We start from the raw sequence: 11,789 nt of genomic DNA, 5'->3' as shown, positions 1-11,789 counted from the left end.
GTAAAAGTTGCGTAACGAAACGGGACTTCCCTAAAAGATCGTGCTTAATAGAAAAGGTCGAGTTCTCTAAAGCGGATCAAATATTATGTCGGCGGTACAAGGTCATTGGCGTGAAGTATCCGAGCAAATCGTCGCGGCGACAATAACATCTAAGGGCTTTTTTTCTGCGCCGCCTCGAAGTAACAGTCAAGTGGTGATCATTGTTGAACGCAAGGAAGATTGGGCCTCCTACTTTCCCAGCGAAGACATCGTCACCGCCCAGGAGTACCTGGAGCAAACCCGGCAGAACGAGTCAGGCAAGCGGGTGCAGGTGATCAACCTGTGCCGCAGCTACAAGTACCTGGGGCACGGCTACTACTGCTCGTTGCTGGCCGAAGCGCGCGGACACAAGGTGATTCCTTCGGTGCGCACCATCAGTGAGCTGACTAAAAAGTCGCTTTACGGCCTGGCGTTGGATGACTTGGATAAAACCCTTGATAAAGCCTTGAGTCATCACCTCTACAGTAATACCGAAGGCTTTACCCTGACACTTTACTTCGGCAGGACCAATATAGAGCCGCTGCAGGAATTAGCCCGCCAGTTGTTTGAAGCATTCCCATGTCCGATCTTGTTAGTTGAGTTCAGAAAACATAACGGTTGGCATATCGTAGGGGTCAAGTCCGGCGTATTGCACAAGTTACGCGACGACCAGGAAGATCAATTCGCCCACGCCCTCGATAACTTCAGCCGCAGGATCTGGCGCCAGCCCCGTTCACGGCGCCTGGCCCGTTATGACCTGGCGATCCTCCATGATCCCCAGGAGCAATTGCCGCCGTCCAATGCCAAGGCTTTGGAGAATTTCATCCGCGTCGGCAAGGGTCTGGGCATCGATGTGGAACTGATCGAGCGCAAGGACTACGCGCGCCTGGCCGAATACGACGCCTTGTTGATCCGCGAGACCACCAGTGTCGACAACCATACCTACCGCTTTGCCAAAAAAGCCGAAAGCGAAGGCCTGGTGGTGATGGACGACCCGGCATCGATCCTGCGTTGTACCAACAAGGTCTACCTTACCGACCTGCTCAACAGCCATCAGTTAGGTATGCCTGCCACCGAGATTCTCTACAAGGAACGACCGCAGGACTTCGAACGGGTCGGCGAGCGTCTCGGGTTTCCGCTGGTGTTGAAGATTCCCGATGGATGCTTTTCCCGGGGCGTGATCAAGGTCGAAAGCCAGGCAGCCTTGCTCAAGGCCACCGCCGAGTTGTTCGAGCATTCGGTGCTGCTGCTGGCCCAGGAATTCTTCTACACCGAGTACGACTGGCGCATCGGCGTACTCAACCGCAAACCGATCTTTGCCTGCCAGTACTTCATGTCCAAGGGCCATTGGCAGATCTATAACCACAAGGCCATCGGCCAGGCCATCAACGGCGAATGCCGCACCCTTGCCGTCCATGAAGCGCCCAGGGCGGTGGTGGAACTGGCGGTGAAGACCGCCAACCTGATCGGCGACGGCCTCTACGGTGTGGACCTCAAGCAGTCCGGCGACAAGGTGGTGGTGATCGAGGTCAACGATAACCCCAACCTCGATGCCGGCATCGAAGATGCCTACTTGCAGGACGACCTGTACAGCCTGGTGCTGGAAGAGTTCGTGCGGCGCCTGGAGTTGAAACGCCAGGGCCAGGTCTGGTGAGGTTCAAGGCGGTATCTACGGCGGTGGGTGAATCAAGGGCGGGTTTGCAGGGTCAGTACTTCAAAGCCATCCGCCGTCACCGCCACCGTATGCTCCCACTGCGCCGACAGGCTGTTGTCCTTGGTCACCACCGTCCAGCCGTCTTTCAGGCTGCGCACCTTGGCGCCGCCCTGGTTGAGCATCGGTTCGATGGTGAACACCATGCCTTCACGCAGTTCCAGCCCGGTGCCAGGGCGGCCGAAGTGGAGGACCTGCGGTTCTTCATGCATCTGCTTGCCGATGCCGTGGCCGCAGTATTCACGCACCACGCTGTAGCCATTGGCCTGTGCATGGCTCTGGATCGCATGGCCGATATCACCCAGGCGCGCGCCGGGCTTGACCTGGCGGATCCCGGCCCACATCGCCTCGAAGGTCATCTCCACCAGGCGCCGCGCCTTGGGCGCGACGGTGCCGATCATGTACATCTTGCTGGAATCGGCGATAAAACCGCCTTTTTCCAGGGTGATGTCGATGTTGATGATGTCGCCGTCCTTGAGGATTTCCTTGGCGCTGGGCATGCCATGGCACACCACCTCGTTGATCGAGGTGTTGATGGAGAAGGGGTAGTCGTATTGCCCGAGGCTGGCGGGGCGGGCTTTCAATTCGTTGCGGATAAAGGCTTCGACGGCGCTGTCCAGTTCCAGGGTGGAACGGCCGGCGGCGACAAACCCGTCGAGCATGTCGAACACTTGGGCCAGCAGGCGTCCGGACTCGCGCATTACAGCCAGTTGGGCGGCGGTCTTGATCATCAACTGCGCCCCCGAATCAGGTCGGGCTTGTCCAGCAACAGTTTGTTGATCAGCTCGTGGTAGGGCAGGCTGGGATTGAGTTCGGCGAGCAGGCCGACCTTGATCCAGAACTCGGCCTGGGCGTTGATGGAACGGTCCATGGCCGCACTGGCCAGACGGAGTTGTTCGTGCAGTTGGTCGCTGATCTTGACGATGCCCATGAGGTTCACTGTAGTGGCTTGATATACGAATCGTATATGTTTCGTATGCTATTGGTAAACAGGATGTTGACTTGATCCGGATGGCCGGTTAATTTCCAGGCATGACCTACCCAGCCTTTTGCAGCCAGCCAAGCATTATTACCGCCATTCCTCATTTGGCGGGATAGCACACGGCTGCACCCCAACCCGCCTTAGAGGCGGGTTTTGTTTGTTCCGTCTCCAGGGCCTTTAAAAACCAGGAGACACCCCATGAGCACGTGCCCCGCCCCGCCTACCGCTGATACGGCATTGCTTGAACACTATGTGAAAAAGATCCTTGCCGCGCCGGTCTATGACCTGGCGGTGCGTACGCCCCTGCAAGCCGCGCCGGCACTCTCGGCAATGCTCGGCAACCAGGTGCTGCTCAAGCGTGAAGACCTGCAACCGACCTTTTCCTTCAAGATTCGCGGCGCCTACAACAAGCTGGTGCAGCTTACCGGCGCGCAGAAAGCGCGCGGTGTGGTGACGGCGTCGGCGGGTAACCATGCGCAAGGGGTGGCACTGGCGGCGAAGACGCTGGGGCTCCAGGCGCGGATCGTGATGCCGTGCAGCACGCCGGAATTGAAGGTGCTGGGCGTGCGTTCCCGGGGCGCCGAAGCGGTGTTGTACGGCGAGAGCTTCCCGTTTGCCCTGGCCCATGCGCTGCAACTGGCCGAAATGTCCGGCTGCACCTTCGTCTCGCCCTTCGATGACCCGGAGGTGATCGCCGGCCAGGGCACGGTGGCCATGGAAATCCTGCGCCAGCAACAAGGCCCGTTGGACGCGATCTTCGTGCCCGTGGGCGGCGGCGGCCTGATCGCCGGCATTGCGGCCTACGTCAAATACCTGCGGCCCGAAGTGCGTATCATCGGGGTCGAACCCGAAGGCTCCAGTTGCCTGCTCGCCGCACTGCAGGCCGGGGAGCGGGTGGTGTTGCCGAGTGTCGATGGGTTCGCCGATGGCACCGCGGTCGCGCAGATCGGCGCCTATGGCTTTGAGATCTGCCGCGACTGGGTCGACGAGGTGATCACCGTCAGCAATGACGAACTGTGCAGTGCGATGAAGTTGATCTATGACGATACGCGTTCCATTACCGAACCTTCCGGTGCGTTGGCGGTGGCGGGGGTTCGCAAGTACGTGGGCAGTCGCGGGGTGAGCGGGCAGACCTTGGTCGCGGTTAATTCAGGCGCAAATATCAACTTTGATAGTTTGCGATATGTTGCTGAAAGAGTGGCGGCACAGGCTGCGGTTTAATTCGAAGCGTAAGGTTAAACGATTAATCGAAGTGGTTCGCCGATGATTTAATCGGCACAATCTAAGCTATATAAATTCCTACATTGCTTATGAAGAAAAGTTACAACAAAAACGGAATTTGCCGAGTAGGCTGGTAAAGGTAAGCGTCTTCCAGGGCTGGCGAGACGTGGCAGGCACGGGCCTGCAGATCTATAACAATCGATTGGCAAGTCTCAAAAAAGGAGAGGTTGGCCATGCTTTCGGAATTAGAACTTCGCAGCATTATTGAAGGAAGTTTCCTGCCTAAACGGTGCGAATGCACCAAAGCCGAAGATGCTTCGCTGACGATCAAGGTCTATGACGACCGCGACCGTGACCGGGTGGATTTGGAAGTCAAAGGTATAAACGCCGACAAACTCGACAGCAGTCGAGCTATTTGCAACCTGATCACCGGGTTGCGTGAAGACCTCAAGCACAGCCATGCACCTGTCCAGCAGCGGGCCGGAGGGCGCGGTTACTACTGATTGTTGGTCATGTGATTGTTGGTCATGAACGGTGGGCCTGGTAAATGCCAGGCCCAATGCTGCTTATATTTGCCCATCAATTCTGGAAGTCGCAGGCTTCGGACATTTTCCGGTAGCTCACGTCTTCCACTTTGCCCGCCTTGTCCAGGAACTTGATATCCGCGTTGATGACTTTGCAGTCGTTGGTCGGGGTTTCGTTCATGGCCAGGACCTTGGCAATGTTCATCGGCATGCCGTAATGGTAAGGCACGGGTTTGACCGCCTGGGGTTGATCGTCAGCCTGGGCCAGGCCCGACACTGCCGCCAGCGCCAGGGCGCCGCCGAGCATTAAGGTGTGCAGTTTCATGGTGGTGCTCCGCAAGTGGGTGGAACTTCACTCTCGACTTGCGGGATTAACCATCGATTAATTTTGCCCTGGCTGACAAAACCTTCATCCAAGCTGCTGGCGATACGGCAAGTCCGGTCCGGTCTTGCCGCACGTCAGTGCCGCAGCGCGGATGGCGAAGCCGAGCATGGCGTCGATCTGCGCGCGGGTGAGTTGTTGCAGGCCTTGCACCGAGTCCAGCTGGTGCTCGGTCAGCCAGGCAATCAACGCGGCCTGGAAGGTATCCCCGGCACCCACGGTATCCGCCATCACCACGCGCTGTGCCGGTTGCGACCAGGTGCCATGCTGACGGCTGAACACACTGGCGCCATCGCCGCCACGGGTGAGAAACACCAGTTGGCAACGGTGTTGCAGCCAGCCTTGCAGCACGCTTTCCGGTGACTGGCCGGGGTAGAGCAGGTGCAGGTCTTCGTCGCTGACCTTGATCAGGTCGGCATGCCGGGCCAACTCGGCGACTCGGTCGCGCCACAGCTGGATATCCGGCTGCGGATTAAGGCGCACGTTGGGGTCGAGGCTGATCAGGCGCTTGCCGCTTTCGCGCTTGACCAGTGCCAGCAGGGTGTCGCCAATCGGCTGCACCACCAGGGAGAACGAGCCGACATGCAGCCCGCGCACCTCATCGCCGAGGACCGGCAAATGGGCCACTTCCAGCAGTCGGTCGGCGCAGCCTTCACCCCGGAAGTTGTACTGCGGTGAGCCATCGGCGCCCACGGCAACCATCGACAAGGTCGTCGGCGCGGCGAACTCCACCAGGAACCGCTCGCTGACGCCTTCATCCCTGAGCACGTGCAACAGCCGGCGCCCGAGGAAGTCGCTGGACAGGCCGCCGAACAGCCCGGCCTCGATGCCCAGGCGGCGCAAACCCACTGCGACGTTGAACGGTGAACCACCGGCAATTGCCTTGTAAGTGACCTTGGAGGCCTGCCCGCTGGCATCTTCCTCGCTGAAAAAATCAAACAGCGCTTCACCACACACCAGATACATAGTCGTTCGCTCTTAAAGGGTTGCCACGTGCTGTTGATAGCGCTCGTAAGCCAGTTGGTAGGCGCTGACATTGGCCGCCACCGGCAGGGTACGGCTGGCGGGGTCGACGCTCACGCATTTGTCGCACAGGCTGGCCAGGGACTCGCCGGACTGGCTCCATGCCGCCTGGATCGCCGCGCCCAGGGCGGCGGCTTCGCTTTGTTCGGTACAGATCACTTCGGTATTCATGATATCGGCGACCATCTGCCGCCACACCGGGCTCTTCGAACCCCCGCCGATCAGGCGGATGCTCTGGCTTTGCAGGCCGGTGTGGCGTAGCAGGTCAAGGCCGTAGCGCAGGCCGAAGGTGGTGCCTTCGACCACCGCGCGGCACAGGTTGGCACGGGTCAGGTTGGTCATGGTCAGCCCATGCAGACTGGCGGTGGCGTGGGGCAGGGCGGGCACGCGCTCGCCGTTGAGGAACGGCAGCATGCTCACGCCATCGGCGCCAATCGGGGCTTGCTCGACCAATGCGGTGAAAGCGTTGAGGTCCAACTCGAACAACTCGCGGATCACCCCGGTGGCGTTGGTCAGGTTCATGGTGCAGATCAACGGCAACCAGCCGCCGCTGGACGAGCAGAAGGTGGCGACCGACGCCTGCGGGCTGACATTGGGCTGGTCGGCGAAGGCATACACGGTGCCGGATGAGCCCAGGCTCATGGTGATCACGCCGGGGGCGATATTGCCGGTACCGATGGCGCCCATCATGTTGTCGCCGCCGCCGCTGGACACCCTGGCATTGGGGTTGATGCCCAGGCGTTCGGCGATGGCCGGCAGGATCGTGCCTACGCTTTGATCGGCTTCGATCAATGTCGGCAGCGCAGCTTCAAGGCGGCCGCTGGGGTCGATGTGCTTGAGCAGCGCCACGTCCCAGGTGCGGGTGCGCACGTTGAAGTAGCCGGTGCCCGAGGCATCGCCGTATTCCGCGACCGCGCGGCCGGTGAGCCAGTAGTTGAGGTAGTCGTGGGGCAGCAGCACATGGGCGATGCGCGCGAACATATCCGGGTGCTGCTCGCGGGTCCACAGCAGTTTCGACACGGTGTAGCCCGGCGCAATCGCCACGCCCAGGCGCTCCAGCGAGCCACTCTCGCCGCCCAGGTAGGCCAGCAGGCGCTCGTTCTCCGGCGCGGTTTCGGTGTCGCACCACAGCTTGGCCGGGCGCAGCACCTGGCCGCTGTCATCCAGCAACACCAGGCCGTGCTGCTGGCCGGACACGCCGATGCCGAGGATGTCCTGGCCGTCCACGCCGGCCTGTTGCAAGGCGCGGTGGGTGGCTTCGGTAAAGGCGTCCAGCCATTCCTGGGTGTGCTGCTCGCGACGGCCATTGGCGCCGCTGATCAGGGTGTGCGCGGCGGCGCCCAGGCCCAGCACCTTGCCGCTGGACGCGTCGAGGACGATGGCCTTGGTGCCTTGGGTGCCGCAGTCGATGCCGAGGAACAGGTTTTGCTGGGTCATGAGGGTGTGCTCAGCGGTGTTATTTTTTTTGGATTGGCAACCCGGTCCAGTGTGGGAGGGGGCTTGCCCCCTCCCACATTTAAACCGGTTTCTTCAGGAGGTTCTGTAGGGTTTCGGTGACGCCGTTATCACGCAAGCTCCCATAGCACCGCTCAAACGCTGCCACAAACTCAGGCGAGTTGGGAATAGCCGTGCCAAAAATCTCTTCCACCCCCAGCAACCGCTGGCTGATCAGTGCATCGTCACTCACCAGACCCTGGCAGAACTCGGCGCGCGGATCGGGGATCGTGTAGCTCACGCCATTCTCATCCACGCCCTTCAAATACAGGGCCCAGGCCGCGACCACCAGCGCCGCACGCTCGGTCTCGCGCCCATCGGCTATCAGGCGGTTGATGGTCGGCACGGTGAACTTGGGAAACTTCGACGAACCGTCCGAACACACCCGCTCCAGCTGGTCGGCAATCGCCTGGTTGGAGAAGCGGTCCACCAGGGTCTGCTTGTAGTCGGTCAGGTCGATGCCCGGTACCGGCGCGAGGTTTGGCGTGACGTCGAGGTCCATGTAGGCGCGCATGTAGGCCACGAACAGCGGGTCGTTCATGGTCTCGTGCACAAACCGATAACCCTTGAGAAACCCCAGGTAGGTCAGGGCCAGGTGGCTGCCGTTGAGCAGGCCGATCTTCATCTCTTCATAGGGCGTCACATCGTCGGTGAACTGCACGCCGACCTTTTCCCACGCCGGGCGGCCGTTGACGAACCTGTCTTCCAGCACCCACTGCACAAAGGGTTCGCAGACCACCGGCCAGGCATCGTCGATGCCGTGTTCATCGTGCAGTTGCAGGCGGTGGGCGATGCTGGTCATCGGCGTGATGCGGTCGACCATGGCGTTCGGGAAGCTCACATGGGCCTTGATCCAGTCATGCAGCTCGGCATCGTGCAGGGCGGCGAACGCCAGCAGTGCCTTGCGCGTGACGGCGCCATTGTGGGGCAGGTTATCGCAGGACATCACGGTAAACGCCGGAATGCCGGCCGCGCGGCGCTGGGTCAATGCCGCGCAGATAAAGCCGAACACGGTTTTTGGCGACGACGGATGAGCCAGGTCATGCTGGATCTGCGGCAGGTGGGCCATGAATTCGCCGTTGCTGTCGTCGATGCAGTAGCCGCCTTCGGTGATGGTCAGCGAGACGATGCGAATGGCGGGGCTGGCCAGTTTGTCGATCAACGCCTGGGCGCCGTCTTCGGCCAGCAGCATGTCGCTGATCGAGCCGATCACACGCACTTCGGTGTCGTCGGTGTCGCCCAGTTCGTACAGGGTGAACAGGTAGTCCTGGCCGGCCAGGTCATCGCGGGCCTTGCGGTCCTCGCTGCGCAGGCCGACGCCGCAGATGCTCCAGTCCAGGCCCTCGCCGGTGTTCATCAGTGCATCGGTGTAATACGCCTGGTGCGCGCGGTGGAAGCCGCCGACGCCGATATGGGCGATACCTTGGGAGGTACTCGCAATGGCATAGGCCGGCAGTTTGACTTCCGGCGCCAACTGGGTGAGGTTCTGCTTATTCAGTTTCATCACAAATCTCGCAAATCAGGCGGCAGCGCGCAGTGGACGGGCCACAGCCACGCCGTCGGTGTCGAACAGATGGCAGTGCGCCGGGTCCAGGTGCAGGTGCAGCGTCTCGCCATACTGGCTGGCCATGTCGCCGCGAATCCGCATGGTCAGCGGCTCGCCGTTCGAGGTGATGACGTGGCAGAAGGTGTCGCTGCCCAGGCGCTCGCCGACGTCGGCCGTCACCGTCAGGGTGGTTTGCCCAGGCGACGCGATTTCCAGGTGCTCCGGACGAATGCCCAGGGTCACCGCGCTGCCCACGCTCAAGCTGGCGCCGCTCAGCGGCAGGCTGATCAGGGTGCCGGCGTCCAGCTGCACCTCACAGCCCTGGCCTTCGACGCGGGTGACCTTGCCCTTGAGGAAGCCCATTTTCGGCGTGCCGAGAAAACCCGCCACAAACAGGTTGGCCGGCTGGTGGTAGAGCTCCAGCGGCGAGCCGACCTGCTCGATACGCCCGCTGTTCAACACGACCACCTTGTCGGCCAGGGTCATCGCTTCGACCTGGTCGTGGGTCACGTAGATCATGGTCGCTTGCAGCTCTTTGTGCAGGCGCGCCAGTTCCAGGCGCATCTGTACGCGCAGGGCGGCGTCGAGGTTGGACAGCGGTTCGTCGAACAGGAAGATCTTCGGGTTGCGCACAATCGCCCGACCGATCGCCACGCGCTGGCGCTGGCCACCGGAGAGTTGCTTGGGCTTGCGCTCCAGCAGCGGGCCCAGTTCAAGAATGCGCGCCGCTTCGTTGACCTTGCTCTCCACCAGCTGCTTGTCGACGCCGGCCAGGTCCAGGGCAAACGACATGTTCTTGCGCACGCTCATGTGGGGGTACAGGGCGTAGGTCTGGAACACCATGGCCAGGTCGCGCTTGGCCGGCGTGACTTCGGTGATGTCGCGGCCATCCAGTTCGATGGTGCCTTCGCTCACTTCTTCGAGGCCGGCAATCAGGCGCAGCAGGGTGGATTTACCGCAGCCCGACGGGCCGACGAAGACCACGAACTCCTTGTCATTCACTTCCAGGTCGATGCCCTTGATGATCGAGAAGCCTTCGAAGCCTTTTTGCAGATTCTTGATTTTCAGGTTGGCCATGGGATGGGCCTCCTTTTGAATTTTTATAGGAAACCGTTATTTCACGGCGCCGAAGGACAAACCGCGCACCAGCTGTTTCTGGCTGATCCAGCCAAAGATCAGGATCGGCGCGCAGGCCAGGGTCGAGACGGCAGACAATTTGGCCCAGAACAAGCCTTCGGGGCTGGAGTAGGAGGCGATCAGTGCGGTCAAGGGCGCGGCGTTGGACGAGGTCAGGTTCAGCGACCAGAAGGCCTCGTTCCAGCACAGGATCAGCGACAGCAGCACCGTGGAGGCCAGGCCGCCCTTGGCGATCGGCAGCAGCACCCGGACCATTTCCTGCCACAGCGTGGCGCCGTCCAGGCGCGCGGCTTCGAGGATGTCCTTGGGAATGTCCTTGAAGTAGGTGTAAACCATCCAGACCACGATCGGCAGGTTGATCAGGGTGTAGATGATGATTAACGCGATGCGCGTGTCCAGCAGGCCAAAGCTCTTGGCCAGCAGGTAGATCGGCATCAGCACGCCCACGGGCGGCAGCATCTTGGTGGAGAGCATCCACAGCAGCGTGCTCTTGGTGCGTTTGGTTTCGTAGAACGCCATGGAGTAGGCGGCCGGCACCGAAATCAGCAGGCACAGGGCGGTGGCGCTGAACGAAATCAGCACCGAGTTCCAGGCATAGCTAAAGTAGTTGCTGCGCTCGTTGATGTGCAGGTAGTTCTCCAGGGTCGGCGTGAAGATGAACTGCGGCGGCGTGGCGAACGCGTCGATTTCGGTCTTGAAGCTGGTCAGTACCATCCAGAAGATCGGGAAGAAAATCAGGATCGCGATGGCCCAGGCCAGGGTGCCGAGCAACAGGCTTTGCAGGCGGCGGGATTGTTGAAGCGTCATGGCGCGGCCCTCAAGGCTTGTCAGTCAGGTTTTTGCCGATCATCCGCACCAGGATGATCGCCGCGATATTGGCGATGACCACGGCGATCAAGCCGCCGGCCGAGGCCATGCCCACGTCGAACTGCACCAATGCCTGGTTGTAGATCAGGTAGGCGAGGTTGGTCGAGGCGTACCCAGGGCCACCGTTGGTGGTGGTGAAGATTTCGGCGAATACCGAGAGCAGGAAGATGGTTTCGATCATCACCACCACGGCAATCGGGCGGGCCAGGTGGGGCAGGGTCAGGTGCCAGAAAATCGCGATGGCGCCGGCACCGTCCAGGCGTGCGGCTTCCTTCTGCTCCTGGTCGAGGGATTGCATGGCGGTCATCAGCAGCAGGATGGCGAACGGCAGCCATTGCCACGACACAATGATGATGATCGACAGCAACGGGTAGTGCGCCAGCCAGTCCACCGGTTCGGCGCCGAAGAACTTCCACACGGCAGCGAGAATCCCCGACACCGGGTGGAAAATCAGGTTCTTCCAGATCAGCGCACCGACGGTGGGCATGATGAAGAACGGCGAAATCAACAGCACCCGGACGATGCCACGCCCGAGGAACTCACTGGCCTCCAGCAGCGCACTGATCAACACGCCGAACACCACGCTGATCAGCAGCACGCTGCCCACCAGCAACAACGTATTGGTGGCGCCGGGCAGGAAGCCCGAGTCAGTGATGAAGTAGGTGAAGTTCTCCAGCCCCACGAATTGGTTCTCGCCGGGGTAGAGCAGGTTGTAGCGGATCAGTGAAAAGTACAGGGTCATGCCCAGCGGCACGATCATCCACAGCAGCAGCAGGGCGACCGAGGGCGTGACGAGGAACCAGCCGGGGTTGGCCAGGCGGTTTTTGGCGGATGTATTCATGATAATCAAGGCCAGTGCGGAGCAAGGATCGGAGTGCGGTCAG

12 protein-coding genes are annotated in these 11,789 nt (G+C 60.9%); 3 read left to right on the top strand and 9 right to left on the bottom strand.

Annotated features, from left to right (window positions below; all coding sequences use genetic code 11):
* Positions 1-85: 85 nt before the first annotated feature.
* The gene (locus BM416_RS15380; RefSeq protein ID WP_092488613.1) at positions 86-1,672 is read left to right on the top strand and encodes a RimK family protein; all 1,587 of its coding nucleotides are present in this window, start codon (positions 86-88) and stop codon (positions 1,670-1,672) included.
* A 32-nt stretch (positions 1,673-1,704) separates the two neighbouring features.
* Here BM416_RS15380 and map read toward each other — a convergent pair whose 3' ends face one another.
* Both map and BM416_RS15370 read right to left on the bottom strand, forming a co-directional pair.
* Complete coding sequence (map, locus tag BM416_RS15375; RefSeq protein ID WP_092488612.1) at positions 1,705-2,460, bottom strand: type I methionyl aminopeptidase; 756 nt, start codon at positions 2,458-2,460, stop codon at positions 1,705-1,707.
* Positions 2,460-2,660, bottom strand: a complete 201-nt coding sequence (locus tag BM416_RS15370; protein WP_027606410.1) for a ParD-like family protein — start codon at positions 2,658-2,660, stop codon at positions 2,460-2,462. The genes map and BM416_RS15370 overlap by 1 nt, the downstream gene beginning before the upstream one ends.
* A 249-nt stretch (positions 2,661-2,909) precedes the next feature.
* Between BM416_RS15370 and ilvA the strand changes: the two genes are divergently transcribed.
* Positions 2,910-3,932: a threonine ammonia-lyase, biosynthetic gene (ilvA, locus tag BM416_RS15365; RefSeq protein ID WP_092488611.1), complete on the top strand. Its 1,023-nt coding sequence runs from the start codon at positions 2,910-2,912 to the stop codon at positions 3,930-3,932.
* 233 nt (positions 3,933-4,165) lie between these two features.
* Positions 4,166-4,435, top strand: coding sequence for a DUF1652 domain-containing protein (locus tag BM416_RS15360; protein WP_027606409.1), 270 nt, complete (start codon positions 4,166-4,168; stop codon positions 4,433-4,435).
* A gap of 76 nt (positions 4,436-4,511) precedes the next feature.
* Here the strand turns inward: BM416_RS15360 and BM416_RS15355 are convergent, their stop codons facing one another.
* From BM416_RS15355 to BM416_RS15325, 7 genes are all read right to left on the bottom strand, one after another.
* Positions 4,512-4,781: a DUF2790 domain-containing protein gene (locus BM416_RS15355; RefSeq protein WP_092488610.1), complete on the bottom strand. Its 270-nt coding sequence runs from the start codon at positions 4,779-4,781 to the stop codon at positions 4,512-4,514.
* Positions 4,782-4,865: 84 nt separating this feature from the next.
* A complete protein-coding gene (locus BM416_RS15350) occupies positions 4,866-5,804 on the bottom strand; it encodes a carbohydrate kinase family protein (RefSeq protein ID WP_092488609.1) in 939 nt (312 codons plus the stop codon).
* Positions 5,805-5,816: 12 nt separating this feature from the next.
* Positions 5,817-7,298, bottom strand: a complete 1,482-nt coding sequence (gene xylB / locus BM416_RS15345; protein WP_092488608.1) for a xylulokinase — start codon at positions 7,296-7,298, stop codon at positions 5,817-5,819.
* 79 nt (positions 7,299-7,377) lie between these two features.
* Complete coding sequence (locus BM416_RS15340; RefSeq protein ID WP_092488607.1) at positions 7,378-8,859, bottom strand: mannitol dehydrogenase family protein; 1,482 nt, start codon at positions 8,857-8,859, stop codon at positions 7,378-7,380.
* A 15-nt stretch (positions 8,860-8,874) separates the two neighbouring features.
* The gene (locus BM416_RS15335) at positions 8,875-9,978 is read right to left on the bottom strand and encodes an ABC transporter ATP-binding protein (protein WP_092488606.1); all 1,104 of its coding nucleotides are present in this window, start codon (positions 9,976-9,978) and stop codon (positions 8,875-8,877) included.
* Positions 9,979-10,014: 36 nt separating this feature from the next.
* Complete coding sequence (locus BM416_RS15330) at positions 10,015-10,845, bottom strand: carbohydrate ABC transporter permease (RefSeq protein WP_027606403.1); 831 nt, start codon at positions 10,843-10,845, stop codon at positions 10,015-10,017.
* 10 nt (positions 10,846-10,855) lie between these two features.
* Positions 10,856-11,746 (bottom strand): carbohydrate ABC transporter permease, encoded by an 891-nt coding sequence (locus tag BM416_RS15325; protein WP_051429369.1) that lies wholly within the window; start codon positions 11,744-11,746, stop codon positions 10,856-10,858.
* Between the last annotated feature and the right edge of the window lie 43 nt (positions 11,747-11,789).

It is taken from the genome of Pseudomonas sp. NFACC42-2, from assembly GCF_900116055.1.
Lineage (GTDB): Bacteria > Pseudomonadota > Gammaproteobacteria > Pseudomonadales > Pseudomonadaceae > Aquipseudomonas > Aquipseudomonas marginalis.
The sequence above is the reverse complement of the archived record's forward strand: the minus strand, read 5'-3'. Positions and strand labels throughout refer to the sequence as shown.

Excerpts from the sequence above, each read along its gene's own strand:
- ilvA (WP_092488611.1), top strand. The coding sequence starts at position 2,910 with ATGAGCACGTGCCCCGCCCCGCCTACCGCTGATACGGCATTGCTTGAA.
- BM416_RS15370 (WP_027606410.1), bottom strand. The coding sequence starts at position 2,660 with ATGGGCATCGTCAAGATCAGCGACCAACTGCACGAACAACTCCGTCTG.
- BM416_RS15335 (WP_092488606.1), bottom strand. The coding sequence starts at position 9,978 with ATGGCCAACCTGAAAATCAAGAATCTGCAAAAAGGCTTCGAAGGCTTC.
- BM416_RS15355 (WP_092488610.1), bottom strand. The coding sequence starts at position 4,781 with ATGAAACTGCACACCTTAATGCTCGGCGGCGCCCTGGCGCTGGCGGCA.
- xylB (WP_092488608.1), bottom strand. The coding sequence starts at position 7,298 with ATGACCCAGCAAAACCTGTTCCTCGGCATCGACTGCGGCACCCAAGGC.
- BM416_RS15350 (WP_092488609.1), bottom strand. The coding sequence starts at position 5,804 with ATGTATCTGGTGTGTGGTGAAGCGCTGTTTGATTTTTTCAGCGAGGAA.
- BM416_RS15380 (WP_092488613.1), top strand. The coding sequence starts at position 86 with ATGTCGGCGGTACAAGGTCATTGGCGTGAAGTATCCGAGCAAATCGTC.
- BM416_RS15325 (WP_051429369.1), bottom strand. The coding sequence starts at position 11,746 with ATGAATACATCCGCCAAAAACCGCCTGGCCAACCCCGGCTGGTTCCTC.
- BM416_RS15330 (WP_027606403.1), bottom strand. The coding sequence starts at position 10,845 with ATGACGCTTCAACAATCCCGCCGCCTGCAAAGCCTGTTGCTCGGCACC.
- BM416_RS15340 (WP_092488607.1), bottom strand. The coding sequence starts at position 8,859 with ATGAAACTGAATAAGCAGAACCTCACCCAGTTGGCGCCGGAAGTCAAA.
- BM416_RS15360 (WP_027606409.1), top strand. The coding sequence starts at position 4,166 with ATGCTTTCGGAATTAGAACTTCGCAGCATTATTGAAGGAAGTTTCCTG.
- map (WP_092488612.1), bottom strand. The coding sequence starts at position 2,460 with ATGATCAAGACCGCCGCCCAACTGGCTGTAATGCGCGAGTCCGGACGC.